17 protein-coding genes are annotated in these 17116 nt (G+C 67.5%); 4 read left to right on the top strand and 13 right to left on the bottom strand.

Annotated features, from left to right (window positions below):
- Positions 1-44 precede the first annotated feature (44 nt).
- The gene (locus tag ACR80S_RS05205; protein ID WP_435402762.1) at positions 45-1247 is read right to left on the bottom strand and encodes a cation diffusion facilitator family transporter; all 1203 of its coding nucleotides are present in this window, start codon (positions 1245-1247) and stop codon (positions 45-47) included.
- A gap of 178 nt (positions 1248-1425) precedes the next feature.
- Here ACR80S_RS05205 and ACR80S_RS05200 point away from each other — a divergent pair, with 178 nt between their 5' ends.
- Positions 1426-2100 (top strand): SDR family oxidoreductase, encoded by a 675-nt coding sequence (locus tag ACR80S_RS05200; RefSeq protein WP_435402719.1) that lies wholly within the window; start codon positions 1426-1428, stop codon positions 2098-2100.
- 11 nt (positions 2101-2111) lie between these two features.
- On the opposite strand, the gene ACR80S_RS05195 is transcribed toward ACR80S_RS05200, so the two are convergent.
- The 4 genes from ACR80S_RS05195 to ACR80S_RS05180 all read right to left on the bottom strand — a co-directional run bounded on the left by ACR80S_RS05195 (position 2112) and on the right by ACR80S_RS05180 (position 6394).
- On the bottom strand, positions 2112-2960 hold the full coding sequence (locus tag ACR80S_RS05195) for a carbohydrate ABC transporter permease (protein WP_435399468.1): 849 nt from the start codon (positions 2958-2960) through the stop codon (positions 2112-2114).
- Positions 2957-3844, bottom strand: coding sequence for a carbohydrate ABC transporter permease (locus tag ACR80S_RS05190; RefSeq protein WP_435399467.1), 888 nt, complete (start codon positions 3842-3844; stop codon positions 2957-2959). The genes ACR80S_RS05195 and ACR80S_RS05190 overlap by 4 nt, the downstream gene beginning before the upstream one ends.
- Positions 3845-3924: 80 nt before the next feature.
- On the bottom strand, positions 3925-5208 hold the full coding sequence (locus tag ACR80S_RS05185) for an ABC transporter substrate-binding protein (protein ID WP_435402718.1): 1284 nt from the start codon (positions 5206-5208) through the stop codon (positions 3925-3927).
- Between the two features lie 16 nt (positions 5209-5224).
- On the bottom strand, positions 5225-6394 hold the full coding sequence (locus ACR80S_RS05180; protein ID WP_435402717.1) for an ABC transporter ATP-binding protein: 1170 nt from the start codon (positions 6392-6394) through the stop codon (positions 5225-5227).
- Positions 6395-6637: 243 nt separating this feature from the next.
- Between ACR80S_RS05180 and ACR80S_RS05175 the strand changes: the two genes are divergently transcribed.
- A complete protein-coding gene (locus ACR80S_RS05175) occupies positions 6638-7867 on the top strand; it encodes an MFS transporter (RefSeq protein ID WP_435399464.1) in 1230 nt (409 codons plus the stop codon).
- 7 nt (positions 7868-7874) lie between these two features.
- Here the strand turns inward: ACR80S_RS05175 and ACR80S_RS05170 are convergent, their stop codons facing one another.
- The 6 genes from ACR80S_RS05170 to ACR80S_RS05145 all read right to left on the bottom strand — a co-directional run bounded on the left by ACR80S_RS05170 (position 7875) and on the right by ACR80S_RS05145 (position 13311).
- Positions 7875-8237, bottom strand: coding sequence for a phosphoglycerate mutase family protein (locus ACR80S_RS05170; RefSeq protein WP_435402716.1), 363 nt, complete (start codon positions 8235-8237; stop codon positions 7875-7877).
- A 26-nt stretch (positions 8238-8263) separates the two neighbouring features.
- Positions 8264-9079 carry a phosphonate ABC transporter, permease protein PhnE gene (gene phnE, locus ACR80S_RS05165; protein ID WP_435402715.1) on the bottom strand — a complete coding sequence of 272 codons (816 nt, stop codon included), beginning with the start codon at positions 9077-9079 and terminating at the stop codon, positions 8264-8266.
- A 31-nt stretch (positions 9080-9110) separates the two neighbouring features.
- Complete coding sequence (gene phnE / locus ACR80S_RS05160) at positions 9111-9920, bottom strand: phosphonate ABC transporter, permease protein PhnE (protein ID WP_435402714.1); 810 nt, start codon at positions 9918-9920, stop codon at positions 9111-9113.
- The gene (phnC, locus tag ACR80S_RS05155; RefSeq protein ID WP_435402713.1) at positions 9917-10765 is read right to left on the bottom strand and encodes a phosphonate ABC transporter ATP-binding protein; all 849 of its coding nucleotides are present in this window, start codon (positions 10763-10765) and stop codon (positions 9917-9919) included. The genes phnE (ACR80S_RS05160) and phnC overlap by 4 nt, the downstream gene beginning before the upstream one ends.
- A gap of 89 nt (positions 10766-10854) precedes the next feature.
- The gene (gene phnD / locus ACR80S_RS05150) at positions 10855-11820 is read right to left on the bottom strand and encodes a phosphate/phosphite/phosphonate ABC transporter substrate-binding protein (RefSeq protein ID WP_435402712.1); all 966 of its coding nucleotides are present in this window, start codon (positions 11818-11820) and stop codon (positions 10855-10857) included.
- Between the two features lie 150 nt (positions 11821-11970).
- A complete protein-coding gene (locus tag ACR80S_RS05145) occupies positions 11971-13311 on the bottom strand; it encodes a glycosyltransferase (protein ID WP_435402711.1) in 1341 nt (446 codons plus the stop codon).
- A gap of 139 nt (positions 13312-13450) precedes the next feature.
- Between ACR80S_RS05145 and ACR80S_RS05140 the strand changes: the two genes are divergently transcribed.
- On the top strand, positions 13451-13966 hold the full coding sequence (locus ACR80S_RS05140) for an MgtC/SapB family protein (protein WP_435399457.1): 516 nt from the start codon (positions 13451-13453) through the stop codon (positions 13964-13966).
- A 58-nt stretch (positions 13967-14024) separates the two neighbouring features.
- Here ACR80S_RS05140 and ACR80S_RS05135 read toward each other — a convergent pair whose 3' ends face one another.
- The gene (locus tag ACR80S_RS05135) at positions 14025-14549 is read right to left on the bottom strand and encodes a DUF2867 domain-containing protein (protein WP_435402710.1); all 525 of its coding nucleotides are present in this window, start codon (positions 14547-14549) and stop codon (positions 14025-14027) included.
- 131 nt (positions 14550-14680) lie between these two features.
- Here ACR80S_RS05135 and ACR80S_RS05130 point away from each other — a divergent pair, with 131 nt between their 5' ends.
- Entirely contained in the window at positions 14681-15613 is a 933-nt protein-coding gene (locus ACR80S_RS05130; protein WP_435399455.1) for a TIGR01777 family oxidoreductase, read from the top strand.
- Here the strand turns inward: ACR80S_RS05130 and ACR80S_RS05125 are convergent.
- On the bottom strand, positions 15595-17043 hold the full coding sequence (locus tag ACR80S_RS05125) for a DUF2867 domain-containing protein (protein ID WP_435402709.1): 1449 nt from the start codon (positions 17041-17043) through the stop codon (positions 15595-15597). The genes ACR80S_RS05130 and ACR80S_RS05125 overlap by 19 nt on opposite strands.
- Positions 17044-17116 lie beyond the last annotated feature (73 nt).

Genomic DNA, 17116 nt, shown 5'->3' with positions numbered 1-17116 from the left:
TCGTGGGAAGGGGGCGACCATTGTCGCCGCACGGGGTGGTGATGTCACCCATAGCCCTGAGAGGCTCGGCGATCGGTCGACGGATCGGGCGCCAGGCGGCGAATCTCCACGTGAGAGAACCAGTCGAGGTCCGCGGCGGCGGTCTCCAGCCGGCGGGCTGTCTGCCGGCTCTCGAGCGGCGAGTGCTCGTCGAGGCAGGCCACCACCGTGACCCGGCCCTGCAAATAGTGCAGCTCCAGGTCGCGCAGCTCAAGCCAGGCGGGCAGGGTGGACCAGCGCTGGGTGAGTGCCGCCTCCACCTCGGGGCGCAGCGGCAGGCCGGGCAGGCGGCTGGGGTCGCCCGCGCCGGCGTCATCCTCGGGGTCGATGTGGAAGGTTAGGTCGGTCAGCTCGGGAAAGGCCTGGCGCAGTCGGCGGCTCACCTCGTTGCCGATCTCGTGGCCCTCGGAAACGCTGATGCGCGGCGATACCACCACGTGCAGATCCAGCATGGTGCGCCCGGCCGACTGGCGAGTGCGCAGGTCGTGGATGCCCTCCACCCCGGGCACGCCCAGCGCCACCTCGCGCATCGCCTCCTGCTGCGTCACCGGCAGGGCGGTATCCACCAGCTCGCGGCCCGACTCCCACAGCAGGTCCCAGCCCACCTTGCCGACCAGCAGCCCCACGATCACCGCGGCCACCGTGTCCAGCCAGCCGTGGCCGAACTGGGTGCCCACCAGGCCCACCAGCACCACCCCGGTGGAGAGCACATCGGAGCGGGAGTGCCAGGCGTTGGCCGCCAGCAGCTTGGAGCCCAGGCGGCGCGCCACGCGCATGGTAGCCTGGAACAAGGCCTCCTTGGCGAGCAGGGTGGCCAATGCAATCAGCATGGCCCAGAGGCCCGGCGGTGGGATCTGGGCGCCGGAGAACAGGCGCTCCACGCTCGACCAGGCGATGGCGCCGGCCACGAAGATCAGCACGCTGCCCAGGAACAGCGTGGCCAGGGTCTCGATGCGACCGTGTCCATAGGGATGGTCGTGGTCCGGGCCCTGGCTGCCGTAGTGGGTGGCGGCCAGCACGAAGCCATCGGTGATCAGGTCCGAGAAGGAGTGGATGCCGTCGGCCACCAGCGCCGCCGAGCCCACCAGGACGCCGGTGATCACCTTGACCAGGCCGACGATGCCGTCGACCCAGATGGCCAGCACGGTGATGCGTCGGGTCTCGCGAGTCCGCTGCGGGTGGCTGATCTCGGGATCGGTGTTCTGCATGATCATGGTGGCCAGGTCTCAGGCGACGCGGTCGGCGGGTACTTGCCGCACTCCGGTCATGGACGTTCTGAAATGCAAAATAGTACCGAATAGGTCCTCTTTCCTGCAACGGCCCGGCTTGATGTCGGCGCCGGGCTGCGCCACTGTCGTGCTGTCACCTTACTGATGAGGAGTTGTCATGACTTCCACCGTACTGATCACCGGCGCCAACCGCGGCGTCGGCCTCGCCCTGGCAAGCCACTACCATCATGCCGGCTGGGCGGTGGTCGGCGTCTGCCGCGGTAGCGGCGACGACACCGCCGAGCTGCGCGAGGTGGCCGCCCGGGTGATCGAGGGCATCGATGTGACCCGCGCCGAGGATGTCGCCCGGCTCGCCGTGGAGCTGGAGGGGCAGCGCCTCGAGGTGCTGATCAATAACGCCGGCCTGCTCAGGGACGAGCGCCTGGGAGAGATCGACTTCGATTCGATCCGCACCCAGATGGAGGTGAACGCCTACGCGCCTCTGCGCGTGACCGAGGCGCTGCTCGACTGCCTGGGCGAGGGCGGCAAGGTGGCCAACATCACAAGCCGCATGGGCTCCATCGCCGACAACGACTCCGGCGGGCGCTACGGCTATCGTGCCTCCAAGGCGGCGCTCAACGCCTTCGGCAAGTCGCTGGCCATGGACCTCGGGCCCCGCGGCATCGCCGTGGTCCAGCTCCACCCCGGCTATGTGCAGACCCGCATGGTCAATTTCGGTGGCCTGATCACCCCGGACGAGGCCGCCGCCGGCATCGCCGCGCGCATCGAGGGGCTGACTCTGGAGACCACCGGCACTTTCTGGCACAGCAACGGCGAGCCGCTGCCCTGGTAGGGGCGTGCTGACTAGCGAATCCCGGAGCGCAGGAAGGACTGCACGAATTGGCGCTGGAAGAGCAGGAAGGCGATCAGCAGCGGGGCGATGCTGAGCAGGGTCGCGGCGCTGACCGTGGCCCAGTTGACTCCGGTTTCCGGCGCCGAGAAGACCCCCAGCCCGACGGTGAGCGGACGGCTCTCCACCGAGTTGGTGACTACCAGCGGCCACAGGAAATTGTTCCAGTGGTGGCTGATCGAGACCAGCCCGTAGGCCAGGTAAGTGGGCCTGGCCAGCGGCACATAGACCTTGAGCAGGATCGCCATCCAGCCGCAGCCCTCGATCCGCGCGGCATCCTCCAACTCCCGGGGGATGGTCTTGAAGGTCTGGCGCAGGAGGAAGATGCCAAAGGCGCTGGCCACGTAGGGCAGCCCGATGCCGGTGATGGTATCGACCAGCCCCAGGGAGCTGGCGATGCGGTAATTCTCGACAATCAACACCTCGGGAAACACGAACAGCTGGATCAGCACCAGCATGAACAGGAAGTCCCTGCCGGGGATCGGGAAGCGCGCGAAGGCGAAGCCGGCCAGGGTGCAGACAACGAACTGGGCGAACACGACCCCGGTGACCAGCAGGAAGGTGTTGAGGTAGTAACGGGAAAACGGGGCCTGGGCCCAGGCGTTGGTGAAGTTGTCCAGGGTCAGCGGGGCGAACAGGTCGAAGCGCACCATGAAGGCCGGCGGGTGGAAGGCCGCCCACACCGCATAGAGCAGCGGGAAGATCCAGATCACCGCCAGCAGCCAGGCGGCGGTGGTCTCGAGGCCGGGAAGGCGCAGGGCCATCGGCCATCCGGCGGTCTTGGCGGTGCTGGGCTGGCTCATTGATAGTGCGTCCTGCGGTCGAGGATGGCGAACTTCACCGTGGCCACGATCGCCAGAACCACCAGGATCACCACGGTGATGGTGGCGGCATAGGTGCGATCGAAGAACGAGAAGGCGTTCTCGTAGACGTAGTAGAGCAGCAGGTTGGTGGCGTTGTTGGGCCCTCCCTTGGTCAGGATGAAGAGGTGGTCCACCACTCGCACGGCGTTGATCAGCGCGTTGATCAGCACGAACAGCGTGGTCGGCATCAGCAGCGGGAAGGTGACCCGCCAGAAGAAGCTCCAGCGGCTGGTGCCCTCCAGGTCGGCAGCCTCCTTGAGCTCGGGCGCCATGCCCTGCAGGGCGGCGAGATAGAAGATCATGAAGAAGCCGGCCTCCTTCCACACCGTCATGACGATCACCGACGTCAGCGCGACGCTGGGGTCTCCCAGCCAGTTCACCCCGGAGAAACCGAGCGCGCCGAGCACCTTGTTGAACAGCCCGATCTGCGGGGCGTAGAAGAACATCCAGATGTTCGCCGCGGCGATCATCGGCAGGATGGTCGGCGTGAAATAGGCCATGCGCACGAAGCCGCGTCCCGGCAGGCGGGCGTTGACGAACAGCGCCATGGCCAGCGCCAAGGCGATGGAGGTGGGAATCGTGCCCAGCGCATAGATCAGGTTGTTGCGCGCCACCCGCCAGAAGGTGCTGTCCTCAATCAAGAGCCGGTAGTTCTCCAGCCCGACGAATTCCGTCGGCGCGCCGCGAAAGCCGGGCAGGAAGAGGCTGTTGATCAGGGTCGTGATGGTCGGCAGGTAGGCAAATGTAGAGAGCAGCACGGCGGCCGGTAGCAGCAGCAGGGCGCCATAGAGCTGCATGCGGCGATGGGCGTTCATCTCGACCATGTCGGCCCTCCGGGGTTACCCGACCCCCCGAGGCGGCAGCCGCCGCCCGGGGGGTCGGTCAGGTTGCGGGTCTCATGGCATCAGCGGGCGTAGCGCCGCAGGGCCGCGTCGGCTTCGGCCTGGGCCTGGGCCAGCGCTTCGGCGGGTGTCATCTGCCCGGTCAGGGCCGCCTGGACGGCGTTGTCCAGCGCCCGCCGTACCCGGCCACCCTGATAGGTGGAGAGCTCGGCGGTGCCGTGTTCCAGCTGGTCCCGGGCCACCGCGGCCGGTGGGAACTGCTCGATGTAGTCGCGCAGCGCCTCGGTCTCGTAGGCGGCCGGGCTCACGCCCATGTAGCCGGTCTCGATGGACCAGGCAGCGGCCCGCTCCGGGTCGGTCATCCAGCGGATGAAGGTCATGGCGGCCCGCTGCTCTTCTTCGCTGGCGTCCTTGAAGAGGTAGAAGTTGCCGCCGCCGGTGGGGCTGCCGCGCTGGGTCTTCATGGGCAGCATGGCCACGCCGAAAGCGAAGTCGGCCTCGTTGCGCACCGCGGTAAGGTTGCCGGTGGTGTGCCAGATCATGGCCGTGGACTGCTCGATGAAGTTCTGGCGCAGGGTGCCCCATTCGATGGCGCCGTCGGGCATGGCGTCGTGCACGGTGGCCAGCGAGACCCAGTACTCCAGCGCCTCGATGGCGGCCGGGTCGTCGAAGTAGACCTCGGTACCATCCTCGCTCATCAGCCGGTGGCCGTTCTGGAAGGCGAAGGCCTGGAACATCCAGTAGGGGTAGCCGGTGGAGGGGACCATCACGCCCCACTGGTCGCCATTGGAGGCCTCGCGCACCGCGGCGCCCATCCGCGCCATGTCGTCCCAGGTTTCCGGCGGTGTCTCCGGGTCGAGCCCGGCGGCCTCGAAGGCGTCCTTGTTCCAGTAGAGCACGATGGTCGAGCGCTGAAAGGGAATGCCGTAGGTCATGCCATCCACCTGGCCGTTTTCCATCAGGCCGGGATAGAAGCCGTCGAGCCACTCGCGCTCCTCGTCGGTCTCGATGACCTCATCGAAGGCGATGATGGCGTCCTGCTCCAGAAGCTCGTACAGATCGATGGAGAACAGCACCGAGAGCTGTGGAGCGTCGCCGGCCTCGATGGCCGACATGGCGCGCACCCGGGTGTCGTCGTAGTTGCCGGCGTAGATGGCGTCCACGGCGATCTCGGGGTGTTCGGCCTCGAACTGGTCGACCAGGCCGTCGATGACGTCGGTGAGGGCACCCCCCACGGCGATGGGGTAGTACAGGGTCAGTTCGACCGGGTCGTCGGCGAGGGCGGGGTTGGCAGCGAGCAGGCCCGCGGCCAGGGCCGTCAGGGGGAAAGAGAGACGCGCACGCATGGAATGACTCCTGTATTCACGAGGGAATGCCCGGGCGGGTGCCGGAGTGCGAAGGCGACGCGCTGTGTCCGCCGTCGCCCGAGGGGCGGCCGACGGCCGCGGAAACTGTCAGGGGAGTGAGGTCATCCCGGCGCGCGCCGTCGTCACCGAACAGGTGGGTCGCGGCCGGGGCCCAGCCGAGCCGGCAGCGCTCGCCATCGGCCAGCGGCTGTCTGCCGGGCAGCCGGGCGCGCAGTACCTGACTGCCAACGGCCAGGCGCAGGATGGTATCGGCGCCCAGGTATTCTCCGTCGATGACCCGGGCGGGTAGCCCGGCGTCGTCGGGGCCGAGCACCACGATGTCCTCGGGGCGCAGCCCAAGCTGGCCGTTGCTCGCTTCGACGGGAGCGACGGCAACGCTCGGCTCGCCGTCGATCACGGCTTTCCCATCCACCGCTTCGAGGTGCACCAGGTTCATGGCCGGGCTGCCGATGAAGCTCGCGGCAAAGGCGGTGGCGGGGCGGTTGTAGAGGTCATCCGGGCTGTCGTCCTGGACGATGACGCCGTCCTGCATGAGGATCACCCGGTCGCCCATGCTCATCGCCTCGACCTGGTCATGGGTGACATACACCACGGTCATGCCGAGTCGTGACTGCAGCGCCTTGATCTCGCGCCGCATCTCCGCGCGCAGGCGGGCATCGAGATTGGAGAGCGGTTCGTCCATCAGGCAGATGGGATGCTCGGAGATGATCGCCCGGGCCAGGGCCACACGCTGGCGCTGGCCGCCGGAGAGCTGAGCCGGCTTGCGATCCAGATAGGCGCCCAGGTCGACCAGCTCGGCGACCCGCTGCAGACGTTCGCGGCGTTCCGCCCTGGGCACCTTGCGGCTGCGCAAGCCGAAGACGATGTTGTCGGCCACGTCGAGGTGGGGGAAAAGCGCGTAGGACTGGAACACCATGCTGAGGCCTCGATCCCCCGGCGGAAGAAGTGTCACGTCACGCTCGCCGATGTGGATGCTGCCTTCGGTGGCCTGTTCGAGGCCGGCGATCATGCGCAGGGTCGTCGATTTGCCGCACCCCGAGGGGCCGAGCAGGATCACGAACTGGCCGGGGTCGACATCGAAGGAGATTCCGTCGACACCTCGGCTGTCACCCCAGCGCTTGGTGACCCCTTCAAGACGAATGCGCTGCTGACTGGCGTGGCTCATGGGGCTCTCTGTCCGGCGGGCGAAGGGAGATGCTCATGGTGGCGTTTTCAACAGCGTAGTCGCTGAGTGGAATCTGTCATGGTTCGAAGATGAGGGGCATAGGTAACGAATGCCTGGCGATTTTGTGACGATGCTGTGTCAGCGTAGCCTGCACCGGCGACGAACGCGGGTTTCGCCAATGGCGCTGGCCGCATCGTTAACTATCTGTGTAGGCTAACGGTTTCGTCGTTACCGGAGCCTGCCATGCCTGCCTCGCCTCCCGCCGCTTCATCATCGCCGCCCCGCGCGGAAGGCTGGCGGGTCCTGGCGGCCACCACCTGGGTGCAGGTGCTGTGCAGCGGCGGCATGCTCCTGGTGCCGACCCTGGCGCCCCAGGTGGCGGCGGCCTTCGGCGTGCCGACCGGTTGGGTCGGGCTGCAGGTCAGCTTGCTCTACGGGGTGGCGATGCTCACCTCGTTGCAGTCGGCGGTGCTGGCCCGGCGCCTGGGCGGCTGCCGGGCGAGCCAGTTGGCCATGGCGCTGGTGATGGGAGGCTGTGCGCTGGCGCTGATCGGCACGCCGCTGGCGCTGCTGGCCACCACTGTGCTGCTGGGTCTCGCCTACGGCATCACCAGCCCGGCGGCGGCGGAGCTGCTCTCCCGCTTCACGGCTCCCGAGCGGCGCAACCTCGTCTACTCGATCAAGCAGACCGGCGTACCCCTGGGCGGGGTGCTGGCCGGCCTGATCGCGCCGCCGCTGGCCGCGCTGTGGAACTGGCAGGCCGCCTTCCTGGCGGTGGGGGTAGCTAGCCTGGCCACCCTGCTGCTGCTCCAGCCGCGGCGTGGCCGCTGGGATGCCAGCCGGGATGACAGCGTGCGCATGCAGGGCGCCGGCAGCCTGAGCGTGCTGCGCCGCTATAGCGCCATGCGCTGGCTGGGCGCCACCGGCTTCTGCCTCTCCGCGGCCCAGCTCTCGCTGCTCAGCTTCGCGGTGGCCTATATGGTCGAAGAGTTGCTGCTGAGCCTGGTGATGGCGGGCGCCGTGGTGTCACTGGTGCACGTTGCCGGGGTGACGGGTCGCCTGGGCTGGGGCGCCCTGGCCGACCGCCTGGGGGGCAGCCTGCCGGTGCTGTTCGGCCTGGCCGGCGTCATCGCCGTTATCTTCTTCCTGCTGGCCGTGCTCGGCACCCTGGTGCCGACCTGGGTGACCCTCACCCTGATGGTGATAGCCGGCGCCACGGCGGTGGGATGGAACGGGGTCTATCTGGGCGAGGTGGCGCGGCGCTGCGAGCCCGGCGAGGTGGGCGAGGCCACCGCCGCCGTGCTGGTGCTCACCTACATGGGGGTACTGGTGGGTCCGGCGCTGTTCAGCCTGATCGTGTGGCTCACCGGCAGCTATTCGGTGGGCTTCCTGCTGCCCATGGTGACCGGCGCCCTGGCCGTCTTCTGTCTGTTGAGCTGCGTGCGCAGCGACGCCGCGCCGCGGGCCGTCTGAAGCCGCCCTATCGGCCGATCCACTCCACCAGGCTGGTGTCGCCCCGGGCGTGGCGCTCGTGGCGGATGCGGCAGGTGGCGGCGTAAGGCAGGTCGAAGGCCAGCAGGCGCGAGAGCGGCTGCTCCAGCACCTGGTGCAGCAGGGCATTGGTCACGAAGAGATGGCAGACCACTAGTACATGGCGCCCGGGTGGTTCCGCCAGCAGCTCCTGCCAGGCGGCGCCGACCCGGGCATCGAAGGCGCTCTGCATCTGCTGCCAGCCCAGCTCGCTCAGCGGGTGGTCGGTGGTGCCGCGCAGCATCCTGCCGCCCACCGGCTCGCCGTGGCGTAGCAGGTCGAGGGTGGTCACCTCGGCGTCGGGAAAGCGCATGGTCGTGCTCCTGTTGGAAAGGGGACTCAGATGACGGCGTGGCGAACCCGGGCGGAGATCCACTCCGAGGCCAGCACGGTGACGAAGATCATCAGGAAGATCACGCTGACCTGATTCCACGCCAGGCTGTTGATGGCGGCGTTGAGCTGCAACCCTATGCCGCCGGCCCCGACTAGGCCCAGCACAGTGGATTCGCGGATGTTGATGTCCCAGCGGTAGACGCTGATGCCGGCGAAGGCGGGCAGCACCTGGGGCAGCACGCCGTAGCTCATCACCTGCAGGCGGCTGGCGCCGGTGGCGCTGATCGCCTCCACCGGGGTGGGGTGGATCTCCTCGATGGCCTCATAGAGCAGCTTGCCGACGAAGCCGATGGAGCGTAGCGCAATGGCGATGATGCCGGCCAGCACCCCCGGCCCCAGGATGGTGACCAGCAGCATCGCCCAGATCAGCGAGTTGATGGAGCGTGAGGCGACGATGATCAGCAGAGCGGCGCTGCGAACCAGTGGGTGGGGTGTGGTGTTGCGCGCCGCCAGGAAGGCCACCGGAAAGGCCATGGCAATGCCCAGCACGGTGCCCAGGGTGGCGATGTTCATGGTGTCCCACATCGGCTGCCACAGCCGATGGGCATAGCTCCACTGGGGCGGCATCATACGGCTGATCAGGTCGCTGCCTTGGCGGCCGGCGTCCCCGATGAACACCCACATGGTGTTGTCGGAGATCAGCTTCCAGCAAAGCAGGAAGAGGCAGGTGCCGGCCAGCCAGGCCAGGTATCCCAGCCACTGGGCGCGGGGGGTGCGCAGGCGCCAGGTCGGCGTGCCCTGCGGCGTTGTTGAAACGGGCATGATGAGGGTCTCCGGGGCTTACTGGGTCGGCTTACTGGGTCCAGCGGCGGACATGGCTCGAGCTGTACTCACACAGCAGCACGATGCCGATGATGATCAGCAGGATGGCTGCCGAGGTGTCATATTCGTAGCGGCTGATCGAGGTGTTGAGCGTGGCGCCGATGCCGCCGGCGCCGACGATGCCGATTACCGCCGATTCGCGAAAGTTGATGTCAAGACGGTACATGGAGAGCCCGATCAGCCGCGGCATCACCTGGGGCTGCACGGCGTGATTCATGGTCTGCCACCAGCTCGCCCCGGTGGCGCGCACGGCCTCCACCTGGCGCCAGTCCAGGTCCTCGATGTCCTCGGCCAGCAACTTGGCCATGAAGCCGATGGTGGCGAAGGCGAGGGTGATCATGCCGGCCAGCGGCCCGAAGCCGAACATCACCACGAAGAGGATGGCGATGATGATCTCCTGGAAGGTGCGCGACACGGTGATGATGGCCCGACACAGGTAGTAGATGGGCCAGGGAGCGATGTTGCGAGCCCCGCCCAGCCCCACCGGAATGGCCAGTACCACGCCGATCACCGTGGAGGTGAGGGCCATGGTTAGGCTCTCGAGGATGCCATTGAGGATGTCGGTGCGGCGCGAGATGAAGTCGGGCTGGGCGAAGGCGGCCAGGAAGTTCAGGCCGCGGCTGGCGCCTTCGGCGACCCGCGCCCAGTTGACGTCGATGGTGGAGAGTGCCAGCAGCAGATAGACCAGAGCGCCGAGCACCAGGCCCCAGCGCAGCCTCGGGTCTTGGATCGACGGCCGCCGCCGCCACTGTCCCTGACTTGCCAGCTGTTCGCGGGTCATCGTGACACTCCCCCGGATAACACCCGGCTGAGCACGGGCTGGTGAGCCAAGGGCGTGACGTTATCCTGCGGTGCGGCCGGCTGCTCGTTGTCGGCCTGGGTATCCCACTCCTCCTCGCCGTAGATGGTGGTGAGGGTCTCGGCATCCAGCGCCTCGGGTGAGCCATCGAAGACGATCTCGCCGGCGCGCAGGCCGACGATGCGGTCGGCGAACTGGCGGGCCAGGGCCACGTCGTGGATGTTGATGATGGCGCCCAGGTCGCGCTCGGCGCACAGCTCACGGATCAGCCGCATGATCTGCCGTGAGGTCTTGGGGTCGAGGCTCGCCGTGGGCTCGTCCACCAGCAGTAGTTGCGGGTCCTGCAGCAGCGCCCGGGCGATGCCGACGCGCTGGCGCTGGCCGCCGGAGAGGGCATCGGCGCGCTTGTCGATACCGTCGGGCAGGCCGACCCGCTCCAGCAGGCGGAAGGCCTCGGTCACGGCATCGGCGGGGTAGCAACGCAGGAAGCTGCGCCAGAAGCCCACCTGGCCGAGCCGTCCGGAGAGCACGTTTTCCATCACCGTCAGGCGATCCACCAGGGCATACTCCTGGAAGATCATGCCCATGGAGCGTCGCGCCCGCCTCAGTTGGCGACCGGAGAGCCAAGTCAGCTCGGTGTCGCCCAGGCGGATGCTGCCCGAACTGGGCTCCACCAGGCGGTTCACACAGCGAATCAGGGTGCTCTTGCCGGCTCCCGAGGGGCCGATCAGGGCCATCACCTGACCCCGGGGCAGGCTCAGGTCGATGTCGGTCAGGGCGCGGTCCCCGGTGGGGTAGCGCTTATTGACCTGGGAAAGTGTCAGCATGAGTGTCTCCCTTCACGAAGACGGGCCGGGAGAGCGAGACCCTCCTGGCCCGTGCAGAATCAGTAAATCGTCATCGACAGTACGACGGATCAGTCGCAGTCGTAGGTCACGCCGTTGGCCTCGGCGATGGTCCGGATCACCGACCAGCGCTCTTCATAGGTGGTTGGGATGAACTGCGCTTCGCCGGAGTTGGCGAACTCTGCCTGGAGTTGCGTGCCCTCCCAGTCGTAGCTGAAGAAGGCCTGCTGGATCGCCTCCTGCAGCTCGGGGTGCAAGTTGTGGGCCGTGCCGTAGGCGGTGGTGGGGAAGGTCTCGGAGGTATAGAGGATTTCGTAATCACCTTCGTCGATAACGCCGCGCGCCAGCATGCGATGGCCAACCGAGTTGGCGATGGCGGCCGCCTCGTAGTCCTTGTTGACCACGCCGAGGATGGAGTTGTCATGAGAGCCAGAGAAGGCGGTCGAGTAATCTTCGTCCGCCTCCAGGCCGTACTCCGAGCGCAGCAGGGCCGAGGGGGCCCGGAAGCCGGAGTTGGAGGTGGGAGCGGTGAAGGCGAGCTGACGGCCGGCCAGGTCTTCCATCTGTTCGATGCCGCTGCCCGGGTAGGTAATGATCTCCATCTCGTAGCCGAAGCTGCCGTCTTCGCTGGCCATGATGGTGAAGGGGCGGAAGCCGCCGCAGTTCACCGCCACGGGTACGCTGCCGGTATTGAAGCCGGCCACGTGCAGGCGACCCGAGCGCAGTGCCTCCAGTTGGGCGGCGTTGGACTGTACCGGGAAGAACTGGACCCGTTTGCCGGTTTCTTCGGTGAGGTGGTCGAGAAAGTCGGACCAGACGTCGGCGTAGACGGCCGGGTCCTCCACCGGGGTGTAGGCGAAGACCAGGGTGTCGGGGTCGGCCCACTGGGACGCATCGGCGGGGATGTCGGCCACCATGTCGCCGTCGCTATCGACATAGCGCGAGGAAAGATCGGCGCTGGCGGCCAGGCTCGTGGCGGCGAAGAGTGCGGCGATGGTGCCGGCCAGCAGGGTGCGAGGGAAGGTCTTGGCGGTCATGGGGACTCCGTGGCGTGATAATAGGGAAGGATGCCAACGGCGCTCACTCTGACGGTTGCCCATGACAGCGCCGGGTCGACGAGGTGACGAAGCGATGAACAGCCAATGAACGCAGCGTGTCGGTGCGCGGTTTCGCCGCGGAGTACATGGTCAACCGGCGATGACGCACGCGAGCTGGCAGCGATAGAGCGCGACGAGCTCGGCGGCCTTGGCATCCTCGTGCCAGCCGGCGGCGTAGGCCTGGCCGCGTGCGGAGAGGGTCCGGCGCAGGGGGGCATCGCCCAGAAGGCGGTTGACCTTGGCCGCGAAGTCGCCGAGATCCTCATCGGCGATCAGGCAGCCCTCGCCCTCCTTCAGCACGTCACGGGTGCCCATCACCGCAGTCGAGACCACCGGCGTGCCCAGCGCCATGGCCTCCAGCAGCACCAGCCCCTGGGTCTCGGTGCGCGAGGCGAAGACGAACGCATCGGCGGCGCGGTAGGCGGCCTGCAGGGGGCCATCGCGGTCGAGATAGCCGAGGAAGAGGATGGCCTCTGCCACGCCCTGCTCATGAGCCTGGCGAGCCAGTTCCTCCTGGGCGGGCCCCTCGCCGGTGATGATCAGGCGAGCTTCCGGGTGCTCGACCAGTACGCGAGGCAGCATCTCGATCAGGAAACCGATGTTCTTCTCATGGGCGGCGCGCCCCACGAAGAGCAGCAACCGCGCCTCCGGGGGCAGCCCATAGCGGTGGCGAAAGTCGCTCTCCTCCCGAGGGCGAGTGAAGGCCTCCAGCCCCAGCCCGGTGGGAATCACCGCCATGGGCGTGGTCACCCCGTAGCGGTTCAGCGCCGACTGCATGGCCCGGGAGGGGGCGATCAGCCCGCTGAGCTGGTGGCACTGGTGCACCGAGAAGCGCCGCGCGACGAAGCGCAGCCAGCGGCGCGGCAGCCAGCGCACGTAGTGGTGGAGATACTCCTCGAACAGGGTGTGATAGGTGGCCACCACCGGCACGCCGAGCCGTCGCCCCAGCTGGATGCCGGCATAGTGGGCCACGAAGGGCGTATGCACGTGGATCAGGTCGAAGGCGTGCTCGGGGAGTGGTGGTGCCAGAGCCAGCAGGTCCCGGTAGCGCATCATGCGGTCTTCCGGGTCACCCGGCACCCCGCGCGAGCGGATGCGCAGCACACCCGGTTCATCCAACTGGCCCACCGGGTAGTCCGGACAGACCAGGGTGACCGAGTGGCCCTGTCGCTCGAGGGCAGCTCGGAAGCTGGCGATGGAGGTGGAGACCCCGTTGATGCGCGGGAAGTAGACGTCCGAGAGCATCAGGATCTTCATGCCACCCGGTTGGGGGTCGGTGGCGTTTTCCGCCGTCTGCAGTGCCAGAGTGGCCGGGTCCAGCCGCGCCTCATGCTCAGCCTGGATCTGCTGGGCCAGTGCATTGCCCCTGGCCAGCCGGATCAGTGACTCCACCTCCGCTTCACTGAGCGGTTCGCGCGCGCGCGTGGGCATACCCAGCGACTCCCTTGTGGGTGTTTCGCCCATGGTTGCGCGCGATGGTGACGTTTTCGTGAACTCATTCGACGTCCCCAGTGATCACCGGCAGGGGTGCCATAGCGCGCTATGCTGAAGAGTGGCCCAGGTGCTGCGCTTGTTACTTGAATTCGGGATTCAGGGGAACGTAAAGATGGAGCTTATTGGCAATACCATCATGTCAGAGTTTTCGGATTTTAACGATTTGGGCGAGCTTGTGATTGTTGTGATTCGATTGCTTTTCGCTGCCCTTCTGGGTGGCCTGCTTGGGCTCGAGCGAGAGCAGCGTGGGAAGGCGGCTGGCGTCCGTACCCATATGTTGGTCTGCATGGGGGCTGCTCTGTTTATCTTTATCCCACAGCAAGCCGGTATCTCGGATTCCGAGATGAGTCGAGTCATTCAGGGGGTGATTGCCGGCATCGGCTTTCTATGTGCCGGAACCATCATCACTCGTAAGGGTGAGCAAGGAGCTTCAGGGCTTACCACGGCGGCTGGCATTTGGTTCACGGCAGCCATAGGGATAGCGGTTGGTCTGGGGCGCGAGCAGACTGCGGTGTTGTGTACCGCTCTGGCTTGGATGGTGCTGTATGTGGTGCCTTTCTTTACGCATTTAAGACGCAAGAAAACTCTGTGATGCTGAAAACTGAAAAATCAACATTAGGCTGTCATGGGTAGGCGTGTTGTGTGTTTCGTTATCCGCCCTGACCGACACGCCCATCGAAGGGGACTTGCTCGGCCCGGCGGCAGATCTCGGCGGTCAGGCGCTTGAACAGCACCAGATGCGCGGGCTTCATCGCCGCCCAGTAGATCTTCCCCGCCGTGCCTTGCGGGTCCCAGAACGCGGTGGCCGTCACCCGGGCGCCATCTCCCATGGGCGCGACCCTGAATTCCAGCACCCCATGCCCCGGCGCCTTCATCCCGAAGTCCAGCGCCAGCAACTCGGGTGCATCAGCGATCCTCACCTGCCAGCTGTCGATCTGGTCTCCGGCCCTGATCGGTCGACCTTCGGGTCGCCCGCGGCGCCTGCCCGGCCCGCCCACCACCGAATCGAGCCATTCGCGCATGGACCAGAGGCCGTTCAGGGCGTAATAGCGATTGTCGCCGCCGATCGCCGAGACAACCCGCCACACCGCCTGTGCCGGGGCGCGCGTGTAGGCTGTGCCACCCGCGTGAAGAGGGTAGTGGCGGTAGTCGTGAAGTGACGTTGCATTGGGCATAAAAGGCTCCTGCCGATAGGAAACGTCTCCGAACGGGTTGTGTCAGGGGTGATCCTGGGCGCGTTGATCGGGATCAGAGTATCCTATACGTTCAGATCCAGAGTGGCCCAATGGCACTAGATGACAGGCTCATGACCCAAAGCAGAGTGGCGATCACCGGGGCGACGGGGTTTCTTGGCAGCCGCCTGGTGGAAAAGCTGGCAGCGCGCGGCACCCCCGTCACGGCGCTGAGCCGCAATCCCGTGGCGGCCGCAGCCCGGTTCCCCACGGCGAAGTTTCCGCAGGTCACGGTGGCGAGCTACAGCCCATTCGATCCCGCGACCATCGCCCCGGCACTGGCCGACGCCTCGGCGGTGGTGCATCTGGCGGGCGAGCCCATCTCGGTCCGCTGGACACCCGGGGTGCGCGCCGCCATCCGCCAGAGCCGCGAGGCGGGCACCCGCGCGCTTGTCTCCGCCATCGGCGGGATGTCCGGCCAGCCGGCTACGCTGATCTCGGCCTCGGCCTGCCGCTATTATGGGGTCAGCGAGAGCACGCGCTTTTCCGAAGAGAGTCCCCGGGGCCCGCCTGGCGATTACCTGACCGACACCACGCATCTCTGGGAGGCCGAGGCGCAGCGCGCCGCCGACCACGATCTGCGGGTGGTGATCCTGCGCTTTGGCCTCGCGCTTGCGCTCACCCAGAGCGGCCGCGAAACGCTCAAGCGGCTGCGCCCGTTTCTGGGCGGGCGCATCGGTTCGGGGCGGCAGTGGGTCAGCTGGATCCACCGCGAGGATGCGACCGATATCCTGCTGCGCGCCCTGGACACCGCCAAGATGCGGGGAGCCTACAACGCCACCTCGCCCAATCCCGTGCGGATGCGTCAAGTGACCGACGCCTTCGGCCGCGTGTCGCGCAGCTTCGTGCGCGTACCGGTGCCCGGTATGGTGATCCGTCAGGTGCTGGGCGATGGCGCCACCGTGGTGCTTGACGGCCAGCGCGTGCATCCTGACCGGTTGCTGGCCGACGGGTTCAACTTTCGCTTTGCGCAGATCGAACCGGCGATCTACGGCCTCTTCTCCTGAGCCGCGGCCCGCTCCAGGCCGCGCAGGAACGCGCGCAGCACCACCGCATGGGCAGGCCAGAGCAGGAACCAGTAGAGCAGCCCCCACACCCCGGCCGGATGCCAGTGCAGCACCAGCGTGATGCGTGACCCGCCCGCCGCGTCGGGCTCCAGCGTGATCTCCATGCCGCCCTCGCCCGGCGCGCGCAGACGCGACAGCAGGATCAGCCGTTCGCCGGGTCGTACCCGGTGCACCTGCCAGAAATCGAAGGCCTCGCCTTCGGCGAACGGTCCTGCGTGCGTGCGCGCTCCAGCGTCCGCCCCCCTCAACAAGCGGTTCGCCGCCCCGCGCAGCCGCCAGATCGGGGTCAGGGCGAAGTAGCCCACCGCCCGCGTTGCCAGCCCCTCGAGGGTCCGGCACACCGCTGCCGGCGACGCCGCACAGTCCCGCGCCAACGTTATCCGCTTGCCGTAGAAGCTGATATCGTGGCGATACCCGCGCAGGTCGAAGGCCCCCTCGCGCCAGCGGTCGCCGGAGAGCATGTCACGCTCGGCCTCGAATGCCTTCGCCACGGCGGCGTCGAACCCCAGGCAGTCGCGCGGCACCAGCGCCCGCAGGGCGCTGTCATCGGCGCGCAGGTCATGGCGCAGCCCGCCGATCAGGGCCCGCGCCAGCGGGGCGGGCACGCCGGTCACCAGATCCATCCAGTAGCTCGACAGTTTCGGGGTCAGAAATGGCACCGGCACGATCACCGGCCTGCGCCGTCCCAGCCCGCGGGCCAACCCGCGCATCATCGCCGCATAGGTCAGCCGCTCGGGCCCGCCAATCTCGAACACGCCGCCCTCGGCTGCGGCCAGCGCCGCCAGCCCCACCAGGTCGGCCAGCAGATCCTCAAGCGCCACCGGCGGCGACGACACACTCACCCATCTCGGTGTCACCATGACCGGCAGATGTGCCACCAGATCGCGCATCACCTCGAAGGCGGCCGACCCTGCCCCGATGATGATGCCAGCTCGCAGTTCGACCACCGGCACCGGTCCCGCGCGCAGGACTTCGCCGGTTTCCACCCGCGAGGAGAGATGCTCGGTGTCGGCCCCTTCCGGCGCAAGCCCGCCCAGGTAGACGATGCGGCGTACCCCCGCCTCCGCCGCGGCCTGGCCGAAATGGCGCGCCGCCTCCCGGTCGCGCGCGGGGAAGCCGCGACCGCCCCCCATGGAATGCACCAGATAGAAGGCCACCTCGACCCCGGCAAGGGCCGGACCCAGGGTGGACGGGTCGAGCGCATCCGCGCGCACCAGATCGACCCCTTGCCAGCCTTCGGCCTCCATCGCCGATAGCCGCCGCGCGGCGGCGCGCACGCGCCTTTCCTGGGCCACCAGATGCGGCACCATGTTGCGCCCGACATAGCCGCTGGCCCCGAACACCAGCCAGAGGGGATCAGAAGCGCTCATGCGGGGGTGTCAGAGCCATTGGCGATGGCAGGAGGGCATTCGGCGATGCCGCGTGTCCCGCCGGGAAGGTGAT

The organism is Halomonas salsilacus, assembly GCF_051216275.1.
Taxonomy (GTDB): Bacteria; Pseudomonadota; Gammaproteobacteria; order Pseudomonadales; family Halomonadaceae; genus Halomonas.
This window is presented reverse-complemented; position numbering and strand designations above follow the sequence as displayed.

Coding starts and splice junctions, on each gene's coding strand:
- ACR80S_RS05195 (WP_435399468.1), bottom strand. CDS start 2,960: ATGAGCCAGCCCAGCACCGCCAAGACCGCCGGATGGCCGATGGCCCTG.
- ACR80S_RS05180 (WP_435402717.1), bottom strand. CDS start 6,394: ATGAGCCACGCCAGTCAGCAGCGCATTCGTCTTGAAGGGGTCACCAAG.
- phnD (WP_435402712.1), bottom strand. CDS start 11,820: ATGACCGCCAAGACCTTCCCTCGCACCCTGCTGGCCGGCACCATCGCC.
- ACR80S_RS05125 (WP_435402709.1), bottom strand. CDS start 17,043: ATGAGCGCTTCTGATCCCCTCTGGCTGGTGTTCGGGGCCAGCGGCTAT.
- ACR80S_RS05185 (WP_435402718.1), bottom strand. CDS start 5,208: ATGCGTGCGCGTCTCTCTTTCCCCCTGACGGCCCTGGCCGCGGGCCTG.
- ACR80S_RS05200 (WP_435402719.1), top strand. CDS start 1,426: ATGACTTCCACCGTACTGATCACCGGCGCCAACCGCGGCGTCGGCCTC.
- phnC (WP_435402713.1), bottom strand. CDS start 10,765: ATGCTGACACTTTCCCAGGTCAATAAGCGCTACCCCACCGGGGACCGC.
- phnE (WP_435402714.1), bottom strand. CDS start 9,920: ATGACCCGCGAACAGCTGGCAAGTCAGGGACAGTGGCGGCGGCGGCCG.
- ACR80S_RS05135 (WP_435402710.1), bottom strand. CDS start 14,549: ATGCCCAATGCAACGTCACTTCACGACTACCGCCACTACCCTCTTCAC.
- ACR80S_RS05170 (WP_435402716.1), bottom strand. CDS start 8,237: ATGCGCTTTCCCGACGCCGAGGTGACCACCCTCGACCTGCTACGCCAC.
- ACR80S_RS05145 (WP_435402711.1), bottom strand. CDS start 13,311: ATGCCCACGCGCGCGCGCGAACCGCTCAGTGAAGCGGAGGTGGAGTCA.
- ACR80S_RS05190 (WP_435399467.1), bottom strand. CDS start 3,844: ATGGTCGAGATGAACGCCCATCGCCGCATGCAGCTCTATGGCGCCCTG.
- ACR80S_RS05175 (WP_435399464.1), top strand. CDS start 6,638: ATGCCTGCCTCGCCTCCCGCCGCTTCATCATCGCCGCCCCGCGCGGAA.
- ACR80S_RS05130 (WP_435399455.1), top strand. CDS start 14,681: ATGACCCAAAGCAGAGTGGCGATCACCGGGGCGACGGGGTTTCTTGGC.
- ACR80S_RS05205 (WP_435402762.1), bottom strand. CDS start 1,247: ATGCAGAACACCGATCCCGAGATCAGCCACCCGCAGCGGACTCGCGAG.
- phnE (WP_435402715.1), bottom strand. CDS start 9,079: ATGCCCGTTTCAACAACGCCGCAGGGCACGCCGACCTGGCGCCTGCGC.